Annotated in this window: 26 protein-coding genes, 1 tRNA gene, 1 rRNA gene, 1 other RNA gene and 1 other annotated feature; of the genes, 23 read left to right on the top strand and 6 right to left on the bottom strand. The window is 38.3% G+C overall.

Annotation, left to right across the window (positions count from 1 at the left end):
• Positions 1-91: 91 nt before the first annotated feature.
• A complete protein-coding gene (gene asnB / locus NST76_RS00110; protein WP_342544480.1) occupies positions 92-1,927 on the top strand; it encodes an asparagine synthase (glutamine-hydrolyzing) in 1,836 nt (611 codons plus the stop codon).
• 18 nt (positions 1,928-1,945) lie between these two features.
• Here asnB and NST76_RS00115 read toward each other — a convergent pair whose 3' ends face one another.
• The gene (locus NST76_RS00115) at positions 1,946-3,367 is read right to left on the bottom strand and encodes a PLP-dependent aminotransferase family protein (protein WP_342544481.1); all 1,422 of its coding nucleotides are present in this window, start codon (positions 3,365-3,367) and stop codon (positions 1,946-1,948) included.
• A 102-nt stretch (positions 3,368-3,469) separates the two neighbouring features.
• Between NST76_RS00115 and pdxS the strand changes: the two genes are divergently transcribed.
• From pdxS to NST76_RS00140, 5 genes are all read left to right on the top strand, one after another.
• Positions 3,470-4,354, top strand: a complete 885-nt coding sequence (gene pdxS, locus NST76_RS00120) for a pyridoxal 5'-phosphate synthase lyase subunit PdxS (protein WP_342544482.1) — start codon at positions 3,470-3,472, stop codon at positions 4,352-4,354.
• Position 4,355: 1 nt separating this feature from the next.
• Positions 4,356-4,919: a pyridoxal 5'-phosphate synthase glutaminase subunit PdxT gene (gene pdxT / locus NST76_RS00125; protein ID WP_036122068.1), complete on the top strand. Its 564-nt coding sequence runs from the start codon at positions 4,356-4,358 to the stop codon at positions 4,917-4,919.
• Between the two features lie 49 nt (positions 4,920-4,968).
• Positions 4,969-5,184: a binding site (T-box leader), on the top strand.
• Between the two features lie 76 nt (positions 5,185-5,260).
• Positions 5,261-6,541, top strand: a complete 1,281-nt coding sequence (gene serS, locus NST76_RS00130; protein ID WP_342544483.1) for a serine--tRNA ligase — start codon at positions 5,261-5,263, stop codon at positions 6,539-6,541.
• An 83-nt stretch (positions 6,542-6,624) separates the two neighbouring features.
• Positions 6,625-6,837, top strand: a complete 213-nt coding sequence (locus NST76_RS00135; protein ID WP_342544484.1) for a hypothetical protein — start codon at positions 6,625-6,627, stop codon at positions 6,835-6,837.
• Positions 6,824-7,096 carry a sigma 54-interacting transcriptional regulator gene (locus NST76_RS00140; RefSeq protein ID WP_342544485.1) on the top strand — a complete coding sequence of 91 codons (273 nt, stop codon included), beginning with the start codon at positions 6,824-6,826 and terminating at the stop codon, positions 7,094-7,096. The genes NST76_RS00135 and NST76_RS00140 overlap by 14 nt, the downstream gene beginning before the upstream one ends.
• A 235-nt stretch (positions 7,097-7,331) precedes the next feature.
• Here the strand turns inward: NST76_RS00140 and tadA are convergent, their stop codons facing one another.
• Positions 7,332-7,847 (bottom strand): tRNA adenosine(34) deaminase TadA, encoded by a 516-nt coding sequence (gene tadA / locus NST76_RS00145; protein ID WP_342544486.1) that lies wholly within the window; start codon positions 7,845-7,847, stop codon positions 7,332-7,334.
• Between the two features lie 234 nt (positions 7,848-8,081).
• On the opposite strand from tadA, the gene NST76_RS00150 reads away from it, so the two are divergent.
• The 10 genes from NST76_RS00150 to NST76_RS00195 all read left to right on the top strand — a co-directional run bounded on the left by NST76_RS00150 (position 8,082) and on the right by NST76_RS00195 (position 16,449).
• Positions 8,082-8,417 (top strand): metalloregulator ArsR/SmtB family transcription factor, encoded by a 336-nt coding sequence (locus NST76_RS00150; protein WP_089934908.1) that lies wholly within the window; start codon positions 8,082-8,084, stop codon positions 8,415-8,417.
• 19 nt (positions 8,418-8,436) lie between these two features.
• Positions 8,437-9,384, top strand: a complete 948-nt coding sequence (locus NST76_RS00155; protein ID WP_342544487.1) for a cation diffusion facilitator family transporter — start codon at positions 8,437-8,439, stop codon at positions 9,382-9,384.
• A 67-nt stretch (positions 9,385-9,451) separates the two neighbouring features.
• Positions 9,452-9,784: a metal-sensitive transcriptional regulator gene (locus NST76_RS00160; RefSeq protein WP_036122075.1), complete on the top strand. Its 333-nt coding sequence runs from the start codon at positions 9,452-9,454 to the stop codon at positions 9,782-9,784.
• Between the two features lie 32 nt (positions 9,785-9,816).
• Positions 9,817-10,023 (top strand): copper chaperone CopZ, encoded by a 207-nt coding sequence (gene copZ / locus NST76_RS00165; protein ID WP_058843215.1) that lies wholly within the window; start codon positions 9,817-9,819, stop codon positions 10,021-10,023.
• 81 nt (positions 10,024-10,104) lie between these two features.
• Positions 10,105-12,516, top strand: a complete 2,412-nt coding sequence (locus NST76_RS00170; RefSeq protein WP_101966290.1) for a heavy metal translocating P-type ATPase — start codon at positions 10,105-10,107, stop codon at positions 12,514-12,516.
• A gap of 215 nt (positions 12,517-12,731) precedes the next feature.
• Positions 12,732-13,367 carry a deoxynucleoside kinase gene (locus NST76_RS00175; protein WP_036122083.1) on the top strand — a complete coding sequence of 212 codons (636 nt, stop codon included), beginning with the start codon at positions 12,732-12,734 and terminating at the stop codon, positions 13,365-13,367.
• Positions 13,367-14,035: a deoxynucleoside kinase gene (locus NST76_RS00180; protein WP_036122086.1), complete on the top strand. Its 669-nt coding sequence runs from the start codon at positions 13,367-13,369 to the stop codon at positions 14,033-14,035. Before NST76_RS00175 ends, NST76_RS00180 begins: the two co-directional genes overlap by 1 nt.
• Positions 14,036-14,119: 84 nt before the next feature.
• Positions 14,120-14,647, top strand: a complete 528-nt coding sequence (locus tag NST76_RS00185; protein WP_058843213.1) for a TIGR00730 family Rossman fold protein — start codon at positions 14,120-14,122, stop codon at positions 14,645-14,647.
• Positions 14,648-14,729: 82 nt separating this feature from the next.
• Positions 14,730-15,638, top strand: a complete 909-nt coding sequence (locus tag NST76_RS00190; protein WP_036122113.1) for a methyl-accepting chemotaxis protein — start codon at positions 14,730-14,732, stop codon at positions 15,636-15,638.
• Positions 15,639-15,828: 190 nt separating this feature from the next.
• A complete protein-coding gene (locus tag NST76_RS00195) occupies positions 15,829-16,449 on the top strand; it encodes an RraA family protein (RefSeq protein WP_058843212.1) in 621 nt (206 codons plus the stop codon).
• Between the two features lie 45 nt (positions 16,450-16,494).
• Here NST76_RS00195 and NST76_RS00200 read toward each other — a convergent pair whose 3' ends face one another.
• From NST76_RS00200 to NST76_RS00215, 4 genes are all read right to left on the bottom strand, one after another.
• Complete coding sequence (locus NST76_RS00200) at positions 16,495-17,769, bottom strand: cation:dicarboxylase symporter family transporter (RefSeq protein WP_036122120.1); 1,275 nt, start codon at positions 17,767-17,769, stop codon at positions 16,495-16,497.
• 92 nt (positions 17,770-17,861) lie between these two features.
• Positions 17,862-18,740 carry a response regulator gene (locus NST76_RS00205; RefSeq protein WP_036122124.1) on the bottom strand — a complete coding sequence of 293 codons (879 nt, stop codon included), beginning with the start codon at positions 18,738-18,740 and terminating at the stop codon, positions 17,862-17,864.
• Entirely contained in the window at positions 18,741-20,000 is a 1,260-nt protein-coding gene (locus NST76_RS00210; protein WP_051891648.1) for an ATP-binding protein, read from the bottom strand.
• Between the two features lie 127 nt (positions 20,001-20,127).
• Positions 20,128-20,220, bottom strand: a tRNA-Ser gene (locus NST76_RS00215).
• Positions 20,221-20,387: 167 nt separating this feature from the next.
• Here NST76_RS00215 and ffs point away from each other — a divergent pair.
• The 7 genes from ffs (at position 20,388) to NST76_RS00250 (ending at position 25,938) form a co-directional block, all read left to right on the top strand.
• Positions 20,388-20,655: signal recognition particle sRNA large type (gene ffs / locus NST76_RS00220), an RNA gene on the top strand.
• Between the two features lie 143 nt (positions 20,656-20,798).
• Complete coding sequence (dnaX, locus tag NST76_RS00225; protein ID WP_342544488.1) at positions 20,799-22,583, top strand: DNA polymerase III subunit gamma/tau; 1,785 nt, start codon at positions 20,799-20,801, stop codon at positions 22,581-22,583.
• A gap of 21 nt (positions 22,584-22,604) precedes the next feature.
• Complete coding sequence (locus NST76_RS00230) at positions 22,605-22,919, top strand: YbaB/EbfC family nucleoid-associated protein (RefSeq protein WP_036122138.1); 315 nt, start codon at positions 22,605-22,607, stop codon at positions 22,917-22,919.
• A gap of 11 nt (positions 22,920-22,930) precedes the next feature.
• On the top strand, positions 22,931-23,527 hold the full coding sequence (gene recR, locus NST76_RS00235; RefSeq protein WP_036122141.1) for a recombination mediator RecR: 597 nt from the start codon (positions 22,931-22,933) through the stop codon (positions 23,525-23,527).
• A gap of 13 nt (positions 23,528-23,540) precedes the next feature.
• Positions 23,541-23,756: a YaaL family protein gene (locus NST76_RS00240; protein ID WP_036122143.1), complete on the top strand. Its 216-nt coding sequence runs from the start codon at positions 23,541-23,543 to the stop codon at positions 23,754-23,756.
• Positions 23,757-23,832: 76 nt separating this feature from the next.
• The gene (locus tag NST76_RS00245) at positions 23,833-24,105 is read left to right on the top strand and encodes a pro-sigmaK processing inhibitor BofA family protein (RefSeq protein ID WP_036122146.1); all 273 of its coding nucleotides are present in this window, start codon (positions 23,833-23,835) and stop codon (positions 24,103-24,105) included.
• A gap of 281 nt (positions 24,106-24,386) precedes the next feature.
• Positions 24,387-25,938, top strand: a 16S ribosomal RNA gene (locus NST76_RS00250).
• Positions 25,939-26,032 lie beyond the last annotated feature (94 nt).

Consider the following 26,032-nt stretch of genomic DNA (forward strand, 5'->3'; position numbering starts at 1 on the left):
AATGAGCACATGAATGTTATAAAGCATTCATGTGCTTTTTCACATTTTAGCATAGTCCTGCATAAGCTAATAGGCGAAAGGATGTGGCTAAATGTGTGGAATTACAGGATGGGCTAGTTTTCAAAGGGATTTAAGAACAAGTGACACAATTTTAAAATCGATGACACAAACATTAAATAAAAGAGGGCCGGATGATGAAAATATTTGGTGTAGTGAGCATATTGCATTTGGCCATCGACGATTGGCAGTTATCGATTTAATTGGCGGCAAACAGCCAATGAAAAAAATACATGATGGTGTAAACTATGTCATTACATACAATGGCGAACTTTATAATACGGAAGAGTTACGTAAAGAACTTCTAAAAAGAGGACATAGCTTTACAACACATTCAGATACGGAAGTGTTATTAACTGCCTATATTGAATGGAAAGAAAAATGTGTAGATTTTTTAAATGGCATTTTTGCCTTCGGTGTTTGGGATGAGCAAACACAATCACTATTTTTATGCCGAGATCGATTAGGTGTAAAACCTTTGTATTATACAGAGCAACAAGGCGGTGTGCTTTTTGCATCTGAAGTGAAGGCCTTGTTGGCACATCCCATGGTTCAAGCAAGTGTAAATGTGGAAGGATTGGCAAGTATGATGGCTGTAGGGCCCTCTAGAGCACCAGGCAAGACACTTTTTCAAAATATCGAGGAATTAAGACCGGGATATGCTATGCGGTTTTCCAGAGAAGGCTTGAAAAAGTGGCCATATTGGCAGCTACAAAGCCAAAGGCATGAAGAAACATTAGAGGAAACTACTGAGCATGTTCGTTTTTTATTGACGGATGCGATTGAACGTCAGCTTATTTCAGATGTACCTATTTGTACATTTCTTTCAGGTGGACTTGATTCAAGTATCATTACCGGCATTGCAGCAAATAGATTTCAACAACAAAATCATAAATTGCATACATTTTCTATCGATTACGAAGATAATGAACGTTTCTTTAATCCACATGCTTTCCAAACATCAACGGATACGTATTGGATTCAAAAAATGACGGATACTTTCCAGACAACACATCATGCAGAGGAAATCACGCAACAGCAGTTAATTGATTTATTAGTAGAGTCAGTGATCGTCCGGGATTCTCCTGGAATGGCAGATGTCGACTCATCGTTATTATGGTTTTGTCGAGAAATAAAAAAAGATTTTACTGTAGCATTATCAGGAGAGTGTGCAGATGAAATTTTTGGTGGATACCCATGGTTTCAAGAAAAAACTTCAGGTTTTCCTTGGATTCGTTCATTGTCTGAAAGAGGTGGATTACTTCAAGAGAAGTGGGATAAAAAATTAAAAATTGAGTCCTATGCACATCAACTCTACACACAAACAATGGCTGAAGTACCGTTGTTAGATGGAGAAAGTCTGGCAGAAGCAAGACATCGAGAAATGTTTTATTTAAATATGCTCTGGTTCATGCAAACATTGTTAGAAAGAAAAGATCGTATGAGCATGGGGGCAAGTTTAGAGGTGCGTGTTCCTTTTGCAGATCATAGGCTTGTGGAATATGCTTGGAATATTCCGTGGGAAATGAAGAATTTGGATGGAATAGAAAAAGGATTACTTCGAAAATCGATGGCACACTTATTACCTGATGAAGTGTTGTATCGTAAAAAGAATCCTTATCCTAAAACGTACCACCCTGTTTATACAGCAGGTGTTCAAAAATGGTTGAGAGAAATCCTTCACGATAAAAATTCAATTTTACATGAACTATTTGAACGACAAAAGCTTGCAGAGTTAATTGAATCGGGAGGTAGCTCTTTTAAAATTCCATGGTATGGGCAATTAATGGCAGGGCCTCAGCTTTTAGCATATTTAGGGCAAATTCATACATGGTTTGAACACTATCAGATTCAATTGATTGAAACGTAAAAGAAAATGACCTATCTACTAACTAGTAGACGGGTCATTTTTTTCTATTTCCCAACAATCCATCAGCTGTTCAATGGATTGTTCAATTGTTTGAACAGGTATTCCACCAAAGCCAAGTAAAAATTGAGCATGTGAAGATTCATAATGGTCTAGTCTATAAGCAGATAACGGATAAATACCAATCTCCGCTTGAGAAGCAAGTTGCTGTAATTGTTTTTCTGATAAAATGTGCTGTACTTCTAATAAAATATGCATTCCAGCTTGTTCACCAGTTATTTTAATCGCTGAAGAATATTTTTCTAAAAAGGAGGTTAGCTTATCATGTTTTTTTCGATAAACTTTACGCATTCGATTAAGGTGCTTTGCAAAATGCCCGTCTCGCATAAAATTTGCCACGATATGCTGATCGAAGCGAGGTACAGTAGACGAATAATAATTAAAGACATCGTTATATGTGGCAAGTAGTTTAGGTGGAAGTACAAAATAAGCTACTCGCAAGGATGGCATTAATGACTTTGTAAAAGTACTCATGTAAATCACTGTATCATTTCGATCTAAGGCATGTAGTGCAGGAATGGGTTTTCCAGCATAACGAAATTCCGAGTCATAATCATCTTCAATAATATAACGTGAGGAGCTCTGAGCAGCCCAGTTTAAAGCTTGTGCCCGTCTAGTGGCAGATAATACCGCACCGGTAGGAAATTGGTGTGAGGGTGTAATATAAACGACATTAGCGCTCGTTTTTTCAAGCTCATGAATAATAATTCCCTCTTCATCCACTGCAATCGGATAGACTTTTCGTTTATGCTGCGAAAACATACGATGCACGGCTGGGTACCCTGGGTTTTCTAAGGCAAAGCAGGTATCGTCGTTAAAAAGACGTAGGATCATAGGCAGAAGCTGTTCAGTACCAGAGCCAATTACGATTTGCTCTGGATGACAGACAACACCGCGTGATTGATATAGATAATTTGCAATCTCAGTACGTAAAGAAAGTTCACCTTGAGGTTCACCTGTTAATAATAATTCTTTTGAGGTATCGTCAAAAAGCTCTTTCGCATACTTTCTCCATGTTTGAAACGGAAAGGCATCGATATCAATAGAACCAGGATTAAAATCAATTTTATATGTTTTTTTCTTAGGATGCTCATTGACGGAGGTTACATTGTCTTGCTGAATGTAGGGTAGTTCATCTATTTCTTCAACAAAGTAGCCAATCCGTGATTTAGACATAATATAACCTTCAGCTAATAGCTGTGCATAAGCAATTTCAATTGTTGTTTGAGAGATATTTAAAAAATCGGATAATTTTCTTTTTGACGGTAATTTTTCTCCTACCATTATTTTCTTGGAAATAATAGCATCCTTAATACCGTTATAAAGCTGATCATAAAGCGGTTTATCACTATCTCTTTCAAGCTGAAATAAAAGCATATCCATGTTGTATAACCTCCTGACCTTATGATTATTTTAAAAACTGGATATTTTTATATGGTCAATTTCTATTATACTAAACTTCATCATAAAGGTGGAGGTTAGAAAATGAAACAAACAGGTACAGAGTTAGTAAAACGTGGAATGGCAGAAATGCAAAAGGGCGGCGTTATTATGGACGTCATTAATGCAGAGCAAGCAAAAATAGCAGAAGCAGCAGGCGCTGTAGCCGTTATGGCATTAGAAAGGGTACCTTCAGATATTCGTAAGGCAGGTGGCGTTGCACGTATGGCTGATCCTCGTATTGTGGAGGAAGTAATGGCGGCTGTAACCATTCCTGTTATGGCAAAGGCACGTATAGGACATATCGTTGAAGCACGCGTTTTAGAGGCAATGGGGGTTGATTATATTGATGAAAGTGAAGTTTTAACACCAGCAGATGAAGAATACCATTTATTAAAAAGTGATTACACAGTACCGTTTGTGTGCGGCTGTCGTGATTTAGGTGAAGCAGCCCGTCGTATCGGAGAAGGCGCGTCAATGCTACGAACAAAAGGTGAACCAGGAACAGGGAATATAGTGGAGGCAGTTCGACATATTCGCAAAGTAAATGCTCAGGTACGTAAAGTAGTGGGTATGACAGAAGATGAATTAATGACGGAGGCAAAATTACTGGGGGCTCCTTTCGAATTATTAAGAGAAATTAAACGTCTTGGTCGTTTACCAGTAGTAAATTTTGCGGCAGGTGGTGTTGCTACGCCAGCCGATGCTGCATTAATGATGGAGCTTGGAGCTGATGGCGTTTTCGTGGGCTCTGGTATTTTCAAATCCGAAAATCCAGAAAAATTTGCACGTGCTATTGTGGAGGCGACTACCCACTATAAAGACTATAAGCTAATTGCTGAAATATCTAAAGAGCTCGGTGTACCAATGAAGGGTATTGATGTTGCACAGCTTGGGCAAAACGAGCGTATGCAAGAGCGAGGCTGGTAAAATGAAACGAATTGGTGTTTTAGCATTACAAGGAGCAGTCCGTGAGCATGTCCAAATGTTAGAAGGGCTTGATTGTGAAGCGATTTTAGTAAAACAGAAGAAGGATTTAGTGAATCTCGATGGACTTGTACTACCTGGTGGGGAAAGTACGACAATGCGAAAATTGCTGGACCGTTTTGACCTACTAGAGCCAATCCGTGAACTTGCACAGCAAGGTTTACCGGTATTTGGCACATGTGCAGGATTAATTTTATTAGCCAATCAATTAGTGGATGACGAACCGCATTTAGCAGTTATGGATGTGACGGTAGCAAGAAATTCATTTGGACGTCAGATAGATAGCTTCGAAGTTCAACTGGATATTCCTAAAATAGGTGCACGTATTCCAGCAGTTTTTATTCGTGCACCTCATATTGAAGCGGTAGGTAAAGATGTTGATGTTCTCGCTCAGCATGACGGAAAAATAATTTTGGCGCAAGATGGTCATTTATTAGGTTGTTCGTTTCATCCTGAATTAACAGCAGATAAGCGAATTCTTGAATATTTTGTCTCCTCTATGGTATGACTTGCAAAATTTGTTTTCATATAGTACAGTATGGTTAAAATTTAAATAATTGAACACGATGATGGGAAGTAGTAGCAAGCACGTTTTTTTTAGAGAGTCAGCGGTTGGTGGAAGCTGATAAAAGCACTTGTGAATCCGTCCTGGAGTTGCACAGTCGAAGTGATTGAAGTAGACTGTAGCCGGCTGAAATGCCGTTATAAAATAAGTGGATTAGGCATACGCCTAGTCAATTAGGGTGGCAACGCGGGTAGCTCTCGTCCCTTTCCAGGGATGAGGGCTTTTTTGTGTTTATTTTGATGCAACAATTTCCCATCATTAAAGAAACTATTGGAGGTATGAATATGTTAGATATTAAACGTGTACGCGATAATTTCGCGGAAATTAAAGAAATGCTATTAACACGTAATGAAGATTTAGGTAACTTAGATGACTTTGAAGGCTTAGATGCAAAGCGTCGTGAATTAATTGCTAAAACGGAAGAATTAAAAGCAGAACGTAATAAAGTATCTGAACAAATTTCACTTATGAAGCGCAATAAGGAAAACGCAGATGAAGTCATTGCTCGTATGCGTCAGGTAGGCGATGAAATTAAAGAATTAGACAATCAATTAAATGATGTAGAAGAGCGCTTTAAAGATATGATGATGCGTTTACCAAACATTCCTCATGAATCTGTCCCAGTAGGTACAACAGAGGACGACAATGTTGAGGAATATACTTGGGGCGAAATTCCAGCATTTGATTTTGATATTAAAGCACACTGGGATCTAGCGACAGATTTGAAAATTGTGGATTTTGAACGTGGAGCAAAAGTAACAGGTAGCCGTTTCTTATTCTACCGTGGTCTTGGAGCTCGTTTAGAACGTGCATTAATGACGTTCATGATGGATTTACATGCAGAAGAGCATGGCTATGAGGAAATGCTACCACCTGTCATTGTAAATCGTGATAGCTTAACAGGTACTGGACAGCTTCCAAAATTCGAGGAAGATGTATTCAAATTAGAAGAAACGGATTATTTCATGATTCCAACAGCAGAGGTTCCAGTAACGAACTTCTATCGTGATGAAATATTACCAGTTGAGGCTTTACCACAAGGCTTTGCTGCGTACAGTGCATGCTTCCGCTCAGAGGCAGGTTCTGCAGGACGTGATACACGTGGTTTAATCCGTCAACACCAATTCAATAAAGTAGAACTAGTTCGTTTTGTAAAACCAGAGGAATCATACGAACAATTAGAGCTATTAACATGTCATGCTGAAAAAGTACTGCAATTATTAGGATTACCATATCGTAAACTAAAAATGTGTACAGCCGATTTAGGCTTTACTGCAGCAAAGAAATATGATTTAGAAGTGTGGATTCCAGCACAAAACATGTACCGTGAAATTTCTTCTTGTTCTAACTTTGAGGATTTCCAAGCACGACGTGCAAATATCCGCTTCCGTCGTGAGCCAAATGCAAAACCAGAGTATGTTCACACATTAAATGGTTCAGGTCTTGCCATTGGTCGTACAGTTGCGGCTATCCTGGAAAACTATCAACAAGCTGATGGAAGCGTAGTGATTCCTGAAGTTTTAAGACCTTATATGGGTGGTAAAGACGTAATCGCACCAAAATAAAAAACAAATAAAAGCTATTTTAGACCATCCTTTAGGGGAGAATCTAAAATGGCTTTTTTGCTTTTCCAAAATTGAAATCTCTCATGAAAGGTTTTGCAATTTTTTATGATCTAGCAAATTTAAATATATTATTAGAAATTGGCTTAACACCTGAAACAAGTACCGTTTTTGAAGTTATGCAACCAGGGAAACCCGTTTTAACCTATGGGCAACAGCTTACAACATTAGATGGTTTTAGTTATTTATCGCTAAACTTATCCCATTATGGAGCAATGGAAAGCTATGGAGGCAATTGAATTCTCAGAGCATTTTTATGAAAGTAAGCAATTAAAATGCTTAAATAATTTCCTGGGACATAATCTATCTCGAGATAATCATACGGCCTATCGTCTAGAGGATTTCATTACGATAAACACTGAAATGAAGTCTCAACTTGAAAAGGCCAGTCTGAGCGCAAAGAAAAATGCTCCGATTTTATTAACAGGGGAAACTAGAACAGAGAAAGATTTTATAGCACAAGTTCTTCATAATGAAAGTGGATGCTATACTAAGTAAATGAAGAAAGAAAAGGACAGTTACAGGAAGCTAATGGTGGAACGTTACTCATTGACCACCAGATGTATCTTTACAAGCAAAGTTATATCGAAGGTGAATGTGTTTTCAGACGATTAACTATTTAACCTTAATGTTCATTACCTATGAAGATGCTGTTGCTGCTACGACACAGTTCATATATATTGCTATTACTCTGAGGATAAAAAAGAAGGTGTCTCATTAGGAGGCACCTTCTTTAATTGATAGTCTCATTTTTCGAAGCTATACGTGCTTTTTTCTCAGCTTTTTTACGCTCTCGTAAAGCTTTAAAAAAATGGGTTAAGATTTGTCCACATTCATCTGCCAAGATTCCTTCAGATACTTCACATTCATGGTTAAAGCGTGCATCGTTTAATAAACGATAGAGTGAATCTACACAGCCTGCTTTGATATCTCTTGCACCATAGACAACACGTGGTACACGAGATTGCAAAATTGCACCTGCGCACATTGGGCAAGGTTCAAGCGTAACATAGAGTGTTGTTTTTTCGAGACGCCAGCTGCCGATTTTTTTACAAGCCTCTTGAATAACCATTAGCTCAGCATGTGTTGTTGCATTTTGTGTTGTTTCTCGTAAATTATGAGCTTTTGCAATAATTTCCCCATTATAAACAAGTACAGCACCTATAGGCACTTCCCCAAGTATAGCTGCTTTTTTGGCTTCTTCTAATGCTTGTTTCATAAATTGACGATCTGTTTCAAAAATATCCACTAAAAATCTCTCCTTATAAAGTAGTTTATCCTGCTTAATTGGTAATTGCTACTTTTAACTTTCTTTCAGCGGGTGTCAAGGAATCAGAAAGGAACGCTTTGTGTAAGCACAAAGCTAAATCTGAATGCAACTAGGCTTCGGTATAGTTGATTATTGACATTCCTAAAATAACCCTATATATTTATACATGAACACATGCTCATATATAAATATTTAAGAATGGGGTAAACTTTTATGGATGAAACATTAAAAAGTTCAAAAACACAAAAAATTGCAATTCAGCATTTAGATGAAGAGACATTATTTGTAGTATCTCAAACCTTTAAGGCATTGAGTGATCCGACTCGAATTCGCATTTTAAACTTACTATGTACAGATGAACATTCAGTCAACGACATTGCTGAAATTTTAGATTTAGGCCAATCGACTGTTTCTCATCAATTACGTTTTTTAAAAAATTTACGCTTAGTGAAATTTCGAAGAGAGGGAACAACCTTGTATTATTCTAAGGATGACGATCACATTATGAATTTATTGAAGCAAGCTATTGAGCATGCGACACATAATTAAATGAAATGGAGGAATATAAATGGGACATCAACACGATCACGGTCATGATCATACACATGGTGCAAATAAAAAGGTGTTATTACTGTCGTTTATTATTATTACAGGCTATATGATAGTAGAGGCAATTGGTGGTTTTTTAACGAATAGCTTAGCTCTTTTATCAGACGCAGGTCATATGTTAAGTGACTCTATCTCTTTAGGTATTGCGATGTTAGCCTTTATGTTTGGAGAAAAGGCGGCTAGCTATAGTAAAACGTATGGTTATAAACGATTTGAAATTTTAGCTGCTGTATTAAATGGTATTACATTAATAGGGATAGCATTATTTATTTTCTATGAAGCGTTTAAACGCTTTGCCAATCCGCCTGAAGTAGCTACTTCAGGAATGCTTATTATTAGTACGATTGGTTTGTTCATTAATATTTTAGTGGCATGGATTATGCTGCGTGGCAGTGACACAAAAGATAATTTAAATATGCGTGGCGCTTTTTTACATGTACTTAGCGATATGCTAGGGTCTGTAGGGGCAATTGTTGCGGCTTTATTAATTATGTTTTTTGGCTGGGGCTGGGCAGATCCACTTGCGAGCGTAATTGTTGCTTTATTAGTAGTAAGAAGTGGCTACTATGTCACAAAGGCTTCAATCCATGTCTTAATGGAAGGAACACCTTCAAATGTAGATGTTCAGGAAATTATTCAACTAATAGAACAGACGGATGGAATAAAAAGTATCCATGATCTACACATCTGGACAATTACTAGTGGAACGAATGCATTGTCCTGTCATGCGGTTGTCAATGAACAGTTAAAAATAGCTGATGGTGAGCATATTCTACGAAAAATTGAACATAATCTTGAGCATAAGGGTATTAAGCATGTAACCATTCAATTAGAAACGGCATCACATCAACATGAAAATACAATTTTATGCCAATTAAAAAATGATCATGAGCATCATCATGAATAAAAAAATTTTTATCGCTTGCATACCCTTCTTGGGTATAGTATTATGAAGTTGAGATAGGAGGGGTAGAATGGAAGACACAGTAAAAGATGATGTTTGTCATACAGAGGGAGCTACGTCTTGTCGAAAAAGTCATCACCCTGAGCGTGTGAAAAAGGATTTAACAACGCGCTTAAATCGTATTGAAGGCCAAATTCGCGGCATTAAAGGAATGATTGATAAAGACGTTTACTGTGATGATATTATTACGCAACTATCTGCTACACAGTCAGCATTGAATAGTGTGGCAAAAATATTATTAGAAGGTCACTTAAAGGGTTGTGTTGTAGATCGTTTATCAGAGGGCGATGAAGCGGTTTTAGATGAGTTAGTAGTAACGATTCAAAAGTTAATGAAAAAATAAATATAAACCATATTAAAAGGAGAGATTTTATTATGCAAAACGTAACGTTAAATGTACAAGGAATGTCATGTGGTCATTGTGTAAGTGCAGTTGAAAAAAATGTTGGTGCTTTAGCTGGTGTTGAACAAGTAAAAGTTAATTTAGCAGATGGTTTAGTTGATGTTGCATTTGATGATGCACAGGTATCCATTGATCAAATTAAAGAGACAATTGATGATCAAGGCTATGATGTAAAATAGTAGTTGCAGAGTGCTCCTGTAGCACTCTCTTATTTTCAAAATTATATACCCCCTGTTGGTATAAGGAGAGGTGAAAGGTAAATGAGTTCTGATATAAAAGAAGCGAATTTGCAAATTACAGGCATGACATGTGCAGCCTGTGCCACTCGTATAGAAAAAGGCTTAAATAAAATGGATGGGGTAGAACAAGCGACGGTTAATTTAGCGCTAGAAAAATCATCTATTAAGTATGACTCAAAAAAGCTAACTGAAGAAGATTTTGAAAAGAAAATAGAAGCACTAGGTTATGGTGTTGTTAAACAAAAGACTGAGCTTGATATTACGGGTATGACATGTGCAGCTTGTGCGACTCGCATTGAAAAAGGGTTAAATAAGCTAAGTGGTATTTCTTCTGCCAATGTTAACCTAGCACTGGAAAAAGCGGTGATTGAGTTTAATCCATCAGAAGTGTCCATGGCAGATATCATTGCAAAGGTAGAGAAGTTAGGCTATGGTGCTCATCAAAAGGCAGATGAGCAGGAAACAGTGGATTACCGTGAAAAAGCCATTAAACAGCAACAACGGAAATTTATTTTTTCGGCTATTCTTTCTTTACCATTGCTTTGGACGATGGTCGGCCATTTTTCCTTTACGTCATTTTTATATGTGCCAGAATTCCTTATGAATCCATGGGTCCAAATGCTATTGGCTACTCCTGTGCAATTTATTATCGGTAAGCAATTTTATGTAGGTGCCTATAAAGCATTACGCAATGGCAGTGCAAATATGGATGTACTTGTGGTCATGGGGACATCAGCAGCTTATTTCTATAGTGTCTATCAAGCAATTGTGACGATAGGATCACATCATGGTCCACATCTTTATTTTGAAACGAGTGCAGTTTTAATTACATTAATTTTATTAGGTAAATTATTTGAAGCAAAAGCAAAAGGACGCTCATCTGAAGCCATAAAAAAACTAATGGGACTTCAAGCCAAAACCGCTATTGTTGTACGTGATGGTGTAGAAAAAGAGATTCCTTTAGAAGAAGTGATCATTGGCGATGTAATGTTAGTGAAACCAGGGGAAAAGATTCCAGTTGATGGCGAGGTAATTGAGGGAATAACAGCCGTTGACGAATCAATGTTAACAGGGGAAAGTCTACCAGTTGATAAAAAACAAGGCGATCCATTATTTGGTTCTACGATTAATAAAAATGGTTTTATTAAAATGATAGCGACAAAGGTTGGTCGTGATACAGCATTAGCGCAAATCATAAAAGTGGTAGAAGATGCTCAAGGATCAAAAGCACCGATTCAACGTTTGGCAGATCGAATTTCAGGAATTTTTGTACCAATCGTTGTTGGCATTGCAATTGTCACATTTTTAATTTGGATTATATGGGTTCGACCTGGTGAATTTACACCTGCTTTAGAGGTTTTAATTGCAGTACTTGTCATTGCTTGTCCATGTGCTCTTGGATTAGCAACGCCAACGTCAATAATGGCAGGCTCAGGACGTGCAGCTGAATTTGGTATTTTATTTAAAGGTGGAGAACATTTAGAACAAACACAAAGTATTGATACAGTAGTTGTAGATAAAACTGGTACAGTGACACATGGTAAACCTGAGCTTACAGATGTTTTATTAGCATCAGAGCAGGATGAAGTACGCTTTTTATCTTTAATTGGGGCAGCTGAGAAACAATCAGAGCACCCTCTAGCAGAAGCCATTGTACACGGTATAGAAGATCGTGGTATCGCTTTAGGTGAAGTTCAATTCTTCGAAGCAATACCTGGTTATGGTGTGCAGGCAACTGTCTCAGGTCAAGGTATTGTCATTGGTACACGTAAATTAATGCAACAATATGGAATTTATATTGATGATATATTACCAACCATGGAGCAACTAGAACGCAACGGCAAAACAGCGATGCTTGCTGCCATTAATGGTCGATATGCAGGCTTAGTAGCGGTCGCTGATACAGTGAAAGATACATCAAAAGAGGCTATTCATCGTTTACAGGATATGGGCATTACGGTCATTATGATGACTGGTGATAATGAACGGACTGCTCAAGCCATAGGAACAGAGGTAGGCGTAAATCATGTAATTGCTGAAGTATTACCTGAAGGCAAAGCAGATGAAGTGAAAAAGCTTCAAGCTCAAGGGAAAAAAGTAGCGATGGTAGGTGACGGTATTAATGATGCACCTGCACTGGCAACCGCAAATATTGGTATGGCAATCGGTACAGGAACAGACGTTGCGATGGAAGCGGCAGACATTACGCTAATTCGTGGTGACTTAAATAGTATCGCAGATGCCATTCTAATGAGTCGAAAAACAATGCGTAATATTAAACAAAATCTATTTTGGGCATTTGCCTATAATACATTAGGTATTCCTATTGCTGCAATCGGTCTACTTGCTCCGTGGGTGGCAGGGGCGGCAATGGCTTTCAGTTCGGTATCGGTAGTATTGAATGCACTACGATTACAGCGAGTGAAATTATAAGAATTGTAAGGGCATTGGGAAGTATATTCTCGATGTCTTTTTTCTATGAATTAGAGAAAAATCGCGCAGAGAAATTTACTAGAACAATCAATAGGTTGATTCTGTTTTTCATTTTCCTACTATGATAGAATGAAAAGTACTGATTTATTTAATGAATGAGGTGCCAAAGTAGGGCACAACGTGATAATCCATCGAACAAAAAGGAGGAACTTCTGGTGACGGTTCCATTTGTTACGGTAGAAGGTCCGATTGGTGTTGGTAAAACCTCTTTATCAAAAGAGATAGCAGCGACATTTAATTACCATCTATTAAAAGAAATTGTAGACGAAAACCCTTTTTTAAATAAGTTTTATGAAAACATTGAGGAGTGGAGTTTCCAAACGGAAATGTTCTTCCTTTGTAATCGCTATAAGCAATTAACGGATATTAAAAAATTTCGATTAGCGCATGCCAAACCGGTTGTAGCAGACTATCATATTTTTAAAAATTTAATATTTGCGAAACGTACATTGGCGCCAACTGAGTACGACAAGTACGAGGAAATCTATAGAATTTTAACGAAGGATATGCCTGTTCCAAATGTAGTGGTTTATTTACATGCCAGCGTTGAAACATTAATGAAGCGTATCGCCATGCGTGGTCGAGAATTTGAAAAGATGATTTCACGAGATTACATGGAGCAGCTTGTGGCTGATTATCATTCCTTTATCCAGCATTTTGAGAACATGCATCCTGAAATTCCGGTTATTCGATTTAATGGAGATCAGCTTGATTTTGTAAAAAATCCAAATGATTTAGAACATGTTTTAAAAATAATTAAAGATACGTTACAACAAAGGAGTTTGCAATAATGAATTTAAGAGAGAAGTATGATATTCCACCACAAACAGTCATCACTATTGCAGGAACTGTTGGTGTAGGAAAATCAACGATGACAAAGGCGTTGGCAGAGGCACTAAACTTTCGTACATCATTCGAGAAAGTAGATACGAATCCATACCTTGATAAATTTTATGATGACTTTGAAAAATGGAGCTTTCATTTACAGGTTTACTTTTTAGCAGAGCGATTTAAAGAACAGAAGCGTATTTTTGAATATGGCGGAGGATTTGTACAAGATCGATCCATTTACGAAGATACTGGGATTTTTGCTAAGATGCACTATGATAAAGGAACAATGAGTCCGACAGATTATGAAACATATACAAATTTGTTTGATGCGATGGTGATGACACCCTATTTCCCGCATCCAGATTTGCTTGTCTATCTTGAAGGACCAATTGATGCAGTTATTGGTCGTATTCAAGAGCGTGGACGTGCCATGGAGCAACAGACACCGAATGATTATTGGGTAGAAATGCATGAACGCTACGAAAACTGGATTAATAACTTTAATTCCTGTCCAGTTCTTCGTTTAGATATTAACGATTATGATTTATTAAAAAATCCTGATGCCATTGAATCAATTGTGAGCCGCATCAGTCATATGCTAAAACAAACAAGCCATTTACGAAAGTAAAAGTAAATGACCAAAAAACGTGGGACAATATATAGCTGATTGTTGCACGTTTTTTGAATAGGAGGGATTACTATAAGAATTGCAGTGTATTGCGGATCTGGTTTAGGTAAAAATCCTATTTATGCTGAGAAGGCGGCGGAGCTAGGTACAGCACTAGCTAACAGCGGTCATGGTGTGGTCTATGGTGGTTCTAAAACAGGGTTAATGGGGAAGGTAGCCGATGCTGTTTTAGCAGCGGGTGGAGAAGTAATTGGTGTGATGCCCACTCATTTACAGAAGAGAGAATTGGCACATGCCTCATTAACAGAGATTCATTTTGTAGACTCTATGCATATTCGTAAGGCTAAAATGGCAGAGTTAGCCGATGCCTTTATTGCTCTTCCTGGTGGCGCAGGAACTTTAGATGAATATTTTGAGGTATTTACTTGGGCACAGATTGGACTGCATGAAAAACCTGTCATTTTATATAATGTAAATGGATTCTATAATGCAATTTTGAAGCATTTTAAAATAATGTTAGAGGAAGACTTTATACGTGCAGAACAAAAGGCGCTCTTTCATGTGGCAACGACTTCGAAAGGTGTTTTACGTTTATTAAAAAAACATGGGTGAGCATTCCCATGTTTTTTATGTAAGATAAAAGTTAAATAATTATATTTTAAGTAAAAAAATAGAAATAAATGAGGTGTTGTATATGCACAGTGTAGATGCTCAAGTAACCGATGATTTAGTAGTACAAGCCATTGAACGTAATATAGCAATTATCCGCTTTAATATGGACAGAAGAGTAGCATACGTCAATGAGCTATTTGCTCAAACATTAGGTTATACCGTACAGGAGATGTTAGGAAAGCACCATAAAGAACTTTGCTTGCCTGATTTTACGAATAGTAGCGAGTACGATAAATTTTGGCGTAATCTAACAGCTGGAAATAGCTATCAGGATAAAGTTGAGCGAATCGATGCTAACGGTCAAAGAATTTGGTTGGAAGCGACATATATGCCTGTTTTCGCAAATAATACAAGAAAAGTAATAGGTGTTTCTAAAATAGCTGCTAATATTACTGAACGTCAAAATGAGATAATGAGCGTAGCCGACAAATTAAAGAGTATGTCTAAAGAGCTTTATCAGCGTTCAGAGGCTGGTATTCAAAATAGCCAGGACCTACTGGAAACCATTCAAGTAGTGTCACAGGAATCAAATGAAAATGTAAGTAATCTTGCACAGCTTCAAAAACAAGCGGATTCTATAAAAGGCATTGTCAAAACGATTCAAGAGATTGCCTCACAAACTAATTTATTGGCTTTAAATGCGGCCATTGAAGCAGCTAGAGCTGGCGAATATGGTAGAGGTTTTGATGTAGTAGCCAAAGAGGTTCGAAAGCTTTCTGTAAGAGTTGAGCAATCCATTTCAGAAGTGAAAGATAATGTTGAAGGGATTGAACGAGAAATTAGTCAGGTGACAGACAGTATTACAAGGATAGCTGAAAAAGCGGATAAAACGAATGAACAAATTACCGTCACTACAAATGATTTTAGTGAAATTGCATCTGCTGCTGAAGCATTAGATGAACAATCCAAGCAGTTTATCGAAATCATTTAATCTTAAACATGGCACTATCCTTTAAATGGATGATGCCATTTTAATATCAATACACATATTTCATAAAAAATAATGGTGAAATACTGTTGTCATTTTTTCCACTTGTTTTCGATATATATTGAAATAGTCTATATTTTTTATTTACAATAATAGTGTAAGGCTTTCATCAATCATAATAGGGGTGTTATGTATGACAAAAGTGGAAGTAAGCTTTCAGCATCTACCAACTACAGCTATATCAGATGCGACAGGTGGGCATACCAATTTGCGTAGTGATATCAAGCCGTTAGCAGATCATTTTAAAATTGCAGGGCGAGCTGTGACTGTACGTTTACCAGATGGTGAAAACGGGGCAGTATTGGAAGCAATTAGAGCAGCGAATGAAGGGGATATTTTAGTAATTGATGCAAAAGGAAATACGAATAGAGCGGTAGCTGGAGATTTTGTGATTTCCTTAGCAAAGGGCATTGGTGTACAAGGTTTTGTTGTAGATGGCGTAATCCGTGATATTGAAGCAATTCGGGAGCTAAATTTCCCTATATTCTCGTTAGGTACTACCGTAGCTGCAGGCAATAAAAATGGTGGTGGTCAAGTAAATGTGCCCATTGCCATAGGGGGAGTAACAGTTCTCCCTGGTGATTATATAATTGGGGATGTAGACGGTGTGATTGTTGTGCCACAGCAAGAGGCTGAAAAAATTGTAGCAGCAGCAGAAGCCAAACTCGAAAAAGATGAAAAGCGTGCACAGGAAGCACATGTCAATGGAAAAGAATCCATTATAGCTTATTTAGATAAAATATTAGCAAAATAAAAAAACCCTCACGATGCCATCCAACATCGTGAGGATTTTTTTAACTTACGCTAGATTTTCATTATCATTAAAGTAATTTTTCATCTTTTCGCGATCGAAACGACCTTCCCATTTTGCCATTACTAATGACGCTAATGAGTTACCAATTACGTTAACAACTGTACGTCCCATATCAAGAATACGGTCAATACCAGCGATAAATGCTAGTCCTTCAAGTGGAATACCGACAGTACCTAAAGTTGCTAGAAGTACTACGAATGATACTCCTGGAACACCTGCAATCCCTTTAGATGTAACCATTAGTACAAGCATTAACGTAATTTGTTCACCAATGCTTAGGTGAATACCGTACATTTGAGCAATAAATAATGCTGCAATGGCTTGGTAGAGTGTTGATCCATCTAAGTTAAAGGAGTAACCAGTTGGTATAACAAAGGAAACAATATCCTTTGGCGCACCTAATTTCTCCATTTTCATCATAACACGTGGTAATACAGCTTCAGAACTTGCTGTAGAGAACGCTAAAATTAGTTCATCTTTTAATACTTTAATTAAATAGAAGATGCTAATTCCTGCGAATTTTGCCACAAGGCCAAGAACGACAAAGATAAAGAATAGCATTGTTGCATATACAAGAATGGCCAATTTGGCAAGTGGAACCAGGGAGGCAAACCCATATTTGGAAACGGTTACACCAATTAAACCAAATACCCCAAGTGGAGCGAATTTCATTACGAGGTTTGTTACCCAGAACATAGCATCTGCTACCCCTTGGAAGAAGTCTAAGACTGGTTTTCCTCGATCACCAACTGCAGCAACCCCTAAACCAAAAAGAACTGAGAAGAAGATAATCGCAAGCATATCACCTTCAGCCATTGACTGAATGATATTTGTTGGGACAATGCCTACAATGATATCAAATGGCCCCTCATGCTGTACTTCTTCAGTTGTTGATACATACTTTGAAATATCACCTTGAGATAGTTCATTCATATTTATACCTGCACCAGGTTGGAAAATGTTCGCAGAAAGTAATCCAACTACGATGGCAACAGTTGTAATAATTTCAAAGTAAATAATAGATTTCCCGCCTAATCGTCCAAGTTGCTTCATATCTCCAGTACCAGCAACACCAACGATTAAAGTCGAAATTATAATCGGTACAACAATCATCTTAATTAGATGTAAAAATATATCCCCTAATGGTTGTAAATATGTCTCAATTTTGGGGTTTCCGTAAAAGATACCACCAATAATGATCCCTAAAATCAAACCGATTAAAATTTGAGCGGCTAAACTGATTTTAAATTTCTTTTTCAAATCCTTTGTACCTCCCCTAGTATTAAATTTTCAGGACACGCCTTACTTTAATAATACAGAGGACTTACGGAATCCGACAAAATCCGAGAAAATTAATTTACTTTTGTTAAAATGTCTGAATATAAAACTTGAATAAACTTCTTAATATTAACCTTTGCTTTACGATTATCGTGGTCTTCAATTTGTGTCATGAGCTGGCGAATCTCTTTAAAATCAAAGTAGCGTGGGGCATAGTACTCGAATTCAGAGTTTGTATAATCAACAACCCCTAAATTAGCAAGATTAATCATTGCAGCTAATATTGTTCGGCGCACACGCTGTTCAATGGCTTTACTTTCCTTTAATATGTCATCGGGTGTAGCCTTTGTCACAGCTGCAATTTCTTCATACAGCTCTTTTAATGGAGGAAGAGGTGCAATCTTATGCTGATGAGCAAGTAATGTTTCTATAATGGCAATTATATCCTCACTACCAATTTCACCGACAATGCCCATATCATTTAAAATAGATTGAATATGATCTCGTGATGTTGCTTTATGAGCCTTTTGTTCAGTTAATTCAATGTTTGTAAGTGATTGACGTATAACTAACAGTGAATTTTTAAGTCGAAATTGTTCAGTTGTTTTTTTCAAAACATTTTCTACTTCGATACGGTTGATTGGTTTATGAATGAAGAAATCAATTCCTTGTTCATAGGCCTCACCAACCATTTCCTTATTCACAACTTGTGAAATCATAATAAATTGTCCCTCAAAACGATTTTGCATAAGTTGCTCAACTGTTGCTATACCATCGAGCTTGGGCATCAGTAAATCAATTAACACAAATTCTGGCTGCGTCATTAAAATCTGTGGTATGGCATCCTCACCATTACGTGCCTCACCAATAACTGTACCTAGCCCGCTATCTTCAATAATTTGTTTTAACATAACACGACTTGCACGATCATCGTCTACAATAAAATACCTCATTTAAGTCTCTCCCGTTTGAATAGTTTGCGTAGGAATTATGATTTTAAACGTTGTATATTGATCGTCTGAATCAACGGTTATTGAGCCTTTTAATTTTTCTACTAATTCAGCAACGTGTGAAAGCCCAATGCCAGTTGCCGCTACACCATCAATATTGAACTTGGTTGTGTATCCAGGTTCAAAGATAACAGAAATATCTGCTTGTGAAATTCCTTGCCCATTATCACATACTGTTATTACAGTATTATCTTCTTGGCGCCCAATAGCAATAGAAATGATACCTTGTTCTTCAATAGCCTCAACAGCATTGGCAGATAAGTTATTTAAAAGAGCAAGGAGTGCAATATGTTCCTTTGTTTGAAAATCGAAGTCTATACATGTATTAAATTGTATATCCTTACCAAGTAATTCAGCGTATTTCCTATTGCCTTCTTCAATATAATGCAATAATTCAGATAATACGAAAGGGCCGAAGCTTCTTTCGCCCACAATCTTCGAAATACCAGCATATATACGTTGAGAATCTTTCTTCACTTCATGGATTTCCTGGGCAATATGAAGTGCCTGTAAACTTTCAGCTCGATAACCTAGCACTTTTAACTGTCGATATAATTCATAACCGCTGGCTGTAATAGTTTCAATATGGTTCATTGATTTTTTTAAGTATAGGGTCTCAACATAGAGGTCAGATCCGATATTGAGCATTTCTTGTACTCGTTTTTTTTGCTCAGCAATCAAAATGGAGCTATAAATACCTACTACAAAAAAACTGCGTAATATAGCTACGGCTAATAGGATCAGGAGGTCATGAAGAAATAAAAAAGTATAATTTTGGACAAAAAATCGAAAAATTTGTTCTGCTAAATTACTAATGACCTCACTAAAGGCGACGAGTAAACCAAGTTTTAAAGGTTTTTCTCTATATTGTTGAATATCTAAAATTTGTAGGCACACTGCAAACAATACATAAAATAACGCGGCTGGTAAATGGTTAAATAGACTCTCAGAAATTGGAACGTTGTGTAACGTGGAATTAATAACACGAAAAATTGTTGTCACTATACTTGTTGCAATACCGGCTAAAATAATCGGTGTAGGTTTAAGTAGTGTGCATAAAAAGAAGATGATTGTACCTAAACCAAAACGGAATGTTGTATTAGCAAATGGCATAATTTTAATTTCACTACCAATTGCGGTCAGGACAGCAATAATGAAAATCCAAGTAAGGGAAGCACGTGTCATAGATAATTTCGATTGCAATATTACAACCTCCCATCATTCATATAATAAAAAATACCACAACCGAGGCGGAAGTGGTATCTAACAAGTAATACATACAATTTTGGCAAAAAAAAACGGCTACAATTGTAGTCGGAAATTTTAAAAATGGAGGAGGTAGAGGGATTCGAACCCCCGCGCGGTGTTACCCGCCTGTCGGTTTTCAAGACCGATCCCTTCAGCCAGACTTGGGTATACCTCCATGTTATATTGCTCTGCTGTCTTATCGACAAAAATAAATTTATCATAACTAGAAACACTCGTCAATATTTTTTTGAAAAAAATTTAAGTAGTTTATTCAGGGCTTGGAAATAAATAATTTGTGCATTAAGTTGCAATTTATACAAACTGTCAGTATACTAGTTATTGCCGTGCTAGGTGGGAAGGTAGCGGTGTCCTGTAACTCGCAATCCGCTCTAGCGAGACTGAATTCCTTTTTCGAGGCTGTCCGTATTGTTTGGTCTGCCTTTTGCACGTAGTGTTGACGATTGGGTCCTGCGCAATGGATACCCATGAACCATGTCAGGTCCGGAAGGAAGCAGCATTAAGTGGTCTTATCCATGTGCCGCGGGGTTGCCTAATCCGAGCTAACGACAAGAGTAACGCTTATGTGCGGCTGTCAAGGAAAGGTGCACGGCATTAACTTGCCAATTCAAAGCATCCGTCTACTATAAGGCGGGTGCTTTTTTATTTTTAAATTTAGTAACTTCATTTTCTATATAAGAAGGCAAATGCTATAATATAACTATTCAATTAAATGGAGAAGGAGAGAGGAAATCAGTGACGTATCAAGCATTTTATCGTGTGTATCGACCGCAATCTTTTCGAGAAATGTCTGGCCAAGCACATGTCAAAAGAACGCTACAAAATGCTCTCCTAGCAAATAAAACAACGCATGCTTACTTATTTTCTGGGCCGCGTGGTACAGGGAAAACAAGTACAGCCAAAATCTTTGCGAAGGCTTTAAATTGTGAACATGCACCATCGAAAGAACCGTGTAATGAATGCGCTACATGCATAAGTATTACGGATGGCTCCCATCCTGATGTCATTGAATTTGACGCGGCTTCGAATTCACGTGTTGAAGAGATTAGGGATATTATAGAAAAGGTTCGCTTTGCTCCTGCAAGCAGTAGATATAAGGTGTACATCATAGACGAAGTGCATATGCTTTCTACAAGTGCCTTTAACGCTCTTTTAAAAACTTTGGAAGAGCCACCTCCTCATGCTGTATTTATTTTAGCAACAACAGAGCCTCACAAATTGCCTGCAACGATTATTTCTCGTTGTCAGCGCTTTGATTTTAAGCGACTTTCTACCAATGATATTATTGAACGTATGAAGGTTGTCCTAGAAGATATTGATTTACCATATGAAGAACAAGGTTTAAAGGTGATCGCACAATCAGCCGCAGGAGGAATGCGTGATGCTTTAAGTTTGCTAGACCAAGTTGTGTCATTTAGTGGCGAAAAATTAAAGCTTGAGGACACATTATTAGTTACAGGTTCAATTAGTCAGGATGTTTTTTATGACTTAGCTGAAGCATTGAAAGTAAAAGATGTTGCTCAAATGCTAGCTCTTTTAGAGCAACTTATAGCTGATGGCAAGGATCCCTTGCGCCTTTCAGAAGATTTAATTACTTTTTTCCGTGATTTACTATTACTTCAAATAAGTGATAATTTAGCTGAACTTTTAGAGTTAGTGTCCCCTGAGGAGCGTGTATTTACTTTAGCACACGAATTTGCTCCAGATATGCTTTATGGCTATATTGATATACTCGCAAAAATACAGCAGGAGATGCGTTTCTCTCACCATACGAAAATTTACTTAGAAACAGCATTGCTTAAAATGGCACAATTTTCGGGAGGGTTAGCGCATCAAACAGTGGCTATGAACGAAACTGTACAAAGCTCAGAACTCACGCAAAAGGTGGTAGCGCTTGAGCAGATGGTTCAACAATTATCCTTGCAACTGCAAACAGGAACTCCTGTGCAAACGACGTCAGCGCAAAAAGAGCAAAGACCTCGTGCTAAAAACCCGAATGGCTATAAAGCACCCACTGGTCGTATTCAGGAAGTGTTGAAAGATGCTACAAAGCAAGATGTGCAACGTATCAAGTCAGTTTGGGCACAAGCATTAAATCAAATGCAAAAATCTCAATCGGCTCTTTTAGCAGAGGCTGAACCTGTTGCGGCATCTTCGAGTGCTTTTGTGTTAAAATTCAAGTATGATATTCATTGTCAGATGGTTGCCGATAACCAATCTTTAAAGGCTCACTTTACACAATTAATTGCTGGGCAAACTGGTACAATGTACGAGATGCTATGTATACCAGAAGAATCTTGGTTGAAAATGCGTGAAGAGTTTATCCGTGATCACAGTCTACAGCAAAAGAAATCACAGGCTGTCTCAGAGCATGGAGAAGAATTATTAGAGCCACCACCGGCAGAAATGCCAGATGAACCATTTATCGATGATGCCCAACCTCTTGCTTCACAAGATCCACTTGTGACAGAGGCTGAAAAGCTCTTTGGTAAAGATTTTGTTGAAATTATTGAAGATTAAATTTTTAGGAGGAAGACATTTATGCGTGGAATGGGAAATATGCAAGGTATGATGAAAAAGATGCAAAAAATGCAAAAGGAAATGATGGAGGCTCAAGAGGCTTTAAATGCTGAGCAATTTGAAGGTGTTGCAGGCGGCGGCATGGTAAAAGTAACAGTTTCTGGTCAGCGTGAAGTAGTGTCAGTAAATCTAGATGAAGCTGTAGTAGACCCAGAAGACATCGAAATGTTACAAGACCTAATTGTTATTGCAACAAATGAAGCGTTGAAAAAGGTAGAAGAAAAAACAAACTCAACGATGGGTAAATTCACTCAAGGCTTAAACCTTCCATTCTAGGAGGTAATCATATGTACTACCCAGAACCAATATCTAAATTGATCGATAGTTTTATGAAATTGCCAGGTATCGGGCCGAAAACCGCGGCTCGTCTGGCGTTTTTTGTGTTATCTATGAAAGAAGACGATGTATTATCTTTCTCTAAAGCATTGATTGATGCTAAACGAAACCTGAGTTACTGTTCTGTCTGTGGCAATATAACAGATGTAGACCCATGTCACATTTGTGCAGACAAGCAGCGAGATCATTCTATTATTTGTGTTGTGCAAGATACAAAGGATGTTATTGCAATGGAAAAAATGCGTGACTACAACGGCATGTATCATGTACTTCAAGGTGCAATTTCTCCAATGGATGGTATCGGTCCAGAGGATATTAATGTTGCTTCCTTGTTAGTGCGTTTGCAAGATGAAAGTGTACAAGAGCTTATTTTAGCTACGAATTCAACAATTGAAGGTGAGGCAACAGCTATGTACATATCTCGCCTTGTCAAACCTTCAGGGATTCGTACGACTCGTATTGCGCATGGATTGCCAGTAGGGGGAGATTTAGAATACGCAGATGAGGTTACGCTATCTAAGGCAATGGAAGGCCGACGCGAATTATGAGTGAGGGATTAATATGTTCTTCCGTAGTAAAGGAAAGTTAAAAAAAGAATTCGATGATAGGCTTGTGAATCTTATAAAAGAAACAAAAGAGGATTTACAGCAGGCGAAGATAATAGAAGAATTAATGGATGACTATGATCTCGGAGTAATTGCTCAACGCAAAACAGCAGAAAGTATTCATTTCTATTTATTTAAGGAAGCTAGAATTCGCAAGGTATTAATAAAATAGTTCTTATTTAAATATTCATAGAAGCGATACAGGAAACATAAACTTTCATAATTATTTAATTGAGGGGGCAACCATATTGTCTTGGTTAGTAATTATGAGTATTAGTATTCCTGTAGGGCTTCTTTTTCTTTATGTAATAATAAGACATGCTAAACTAGGTAAGATTTTAGAAGGGTTATCGGTGTTTTGGTTTAGATTTGCATTTGCTTTTCTATTATTATTTATAATCCATTTAGGTATTGGTTATATAGGATATAATGTACCCATCAATCTATTTTCAGTCTTAACTATTGCCGTCTTAGGTATTCCGGGTGTATTAGGAATAACAGCTTTAATATTTTTTTTATAAAAAGCTTGCAATATGAAAAGAATATGATATAGTTATAAAAGTCGCTAATATAACTGATTGAAACGAAAATAAATTAAAAATTTATGTTGACACATTATATGCGACATGATATTATATAAGAGTTGCTGCTAAAACAGCAGTTAACGAAATGAACCTTGAAAACTGAACAAGCAAAACGTAATCAATAAAGTTTTCAGTAACTAACTTCTGTTAGTGAACGAAACAAAATTTTGGACATCAAAATTGATGCCAGCAAAACAATTTGAGCTATTCAAATTTCTTTTATGGAGAGTTTGATCCTGGCTCAGGACGAACGCTGGCGGCGTGCCTAATACATGCAAGTCGAGCGAACAGAGAAGGAGCTTGCTCCTTTGACGTTAGCGGCGGACGGGTGAGTAACACGTGGGCAACCTACCTTATAGTTTGGGATAACTCCGGGAAACCGGGGCTAATACCGAATAATCTGTTTCACCTCATGGTGAAACACTGAAAGACGGTTTCGGCTGTCGCTATAGGATGGGCCCGCGGCGCATTAGCTAGTTGGTGAGGTAACGGCTCACCAAGGCGACGATGCGTAGCCGACCTGAGAGGGTGATCGGCCACACTGGGACTGAGACACGGCCCAGACTCCTACGGGAGGCAGCAGTAGGGAATCTTCCACAATGGGCGAAAGCCTGATGGAGCAACGCCGCGTGAGTGAAGAAGGATTTCGGTTCGTAAAACTCTGTTGTAAGGGAAGAACAAGTACAGTAGTAACTGGCTGTACCTTGACGGTACCTTATTAGAAAGCCACGGCTAACTACGTGCCAGCAGCCGCGGTAATACGTAGGTGGCAAGCGTTGTCCGGAATTATTGGGCGTAAAGCGCGCGCAGGTGGTTTCTTAAGTCTGATGTGAAAGCCCACGGCTCAACCGTGGAGGGTCATTGGAAACTGGGAGACTTGAGTGCAGAAGAGGATAGTGGAATTCCAAGTGTAGCGGTGAAATGCGTAGAGATTTGGAGGAACACCAGTGGCGAAGGCGACTATCTGGTCTGTAACTGACACTGAGGCGCGAAAGCGTGGGGAGCAAACAGGATTAGATACCCTGGTAGTCCACGCCGTAAACGATGAGTGCTAAGTGTTAGGGGGTTTCCGCCCCTTAGTGCTGCAGCTAACGCATTAAGCACTCCGCCTGGGGAGTACGGTCGCAAGACTGAAACTCAAAGGAATTGACGGGGGCCCGCACAAGCGGTGGAGCATGTGGTTTAATTCGAAGCAACGCGAAGAACCTTACCAGGTCTTGACATCCCGTTGACCACTGTAGAGATATAGTTTCCCCTTCGGGGGCAACGGTGACAGGTGGTGCATGGTTGTCGTCAGCTCGTGTCGTGAGATGTTGGGTTAAGTCCCGCAACGAGCGCAACCCTTGATCTTAGTTGCCATCATTTAGTTGGGCACTCTAAGGTGACTGCCGGTGACAAACCGGAGGAAGGTGGGGATGACGTCAAATCATCATGCCCCTTATGACCTGGGCTACACACGTGCTACAATGGACGATACAAACGGTTGCCAACTCGCGAGAGGGAGCTAATCCGATAAAGTCGTTCTCAGTTCGGATTGTAGGCTGCAACTCGCCTACATGAAGCCGGAATCGCTAGTAATCGCGGATCAGCATGCCGCGGTGAATACGTTCCCGGGCCTTGTACACACCGCCCGTCACACCACGAGAGTTTGTAACACCCGAAGTCGGTGAGGTAACCTTTTGGAGCCAGCCGCCGAAGGTGGGATAGATGATTGGGGTGAAGTCGTAACAAGGTAGCCGTATCGGAAGGTGCGGCTGGATCACCTCCTTTCTAAGGATTATTTCGGAATACAAACCTAGGGTTTGTAAGATTACGTTTTGCGTTCAGTTTTGAAGGTTCATTCTTCTTGAATGAAAAGCTTCAA

The sequence above is a fragment of the Lysinibacillus sp. FSL W7-1291 genome, assembly GCF_038593415.1.
Taxonomy (GTDB): Bacteria; Bacillota; Bacilli; order Bacillales_A; family Planococcaceae; genus Lysinibacillus; species Lysinibacillus fusiformis_D.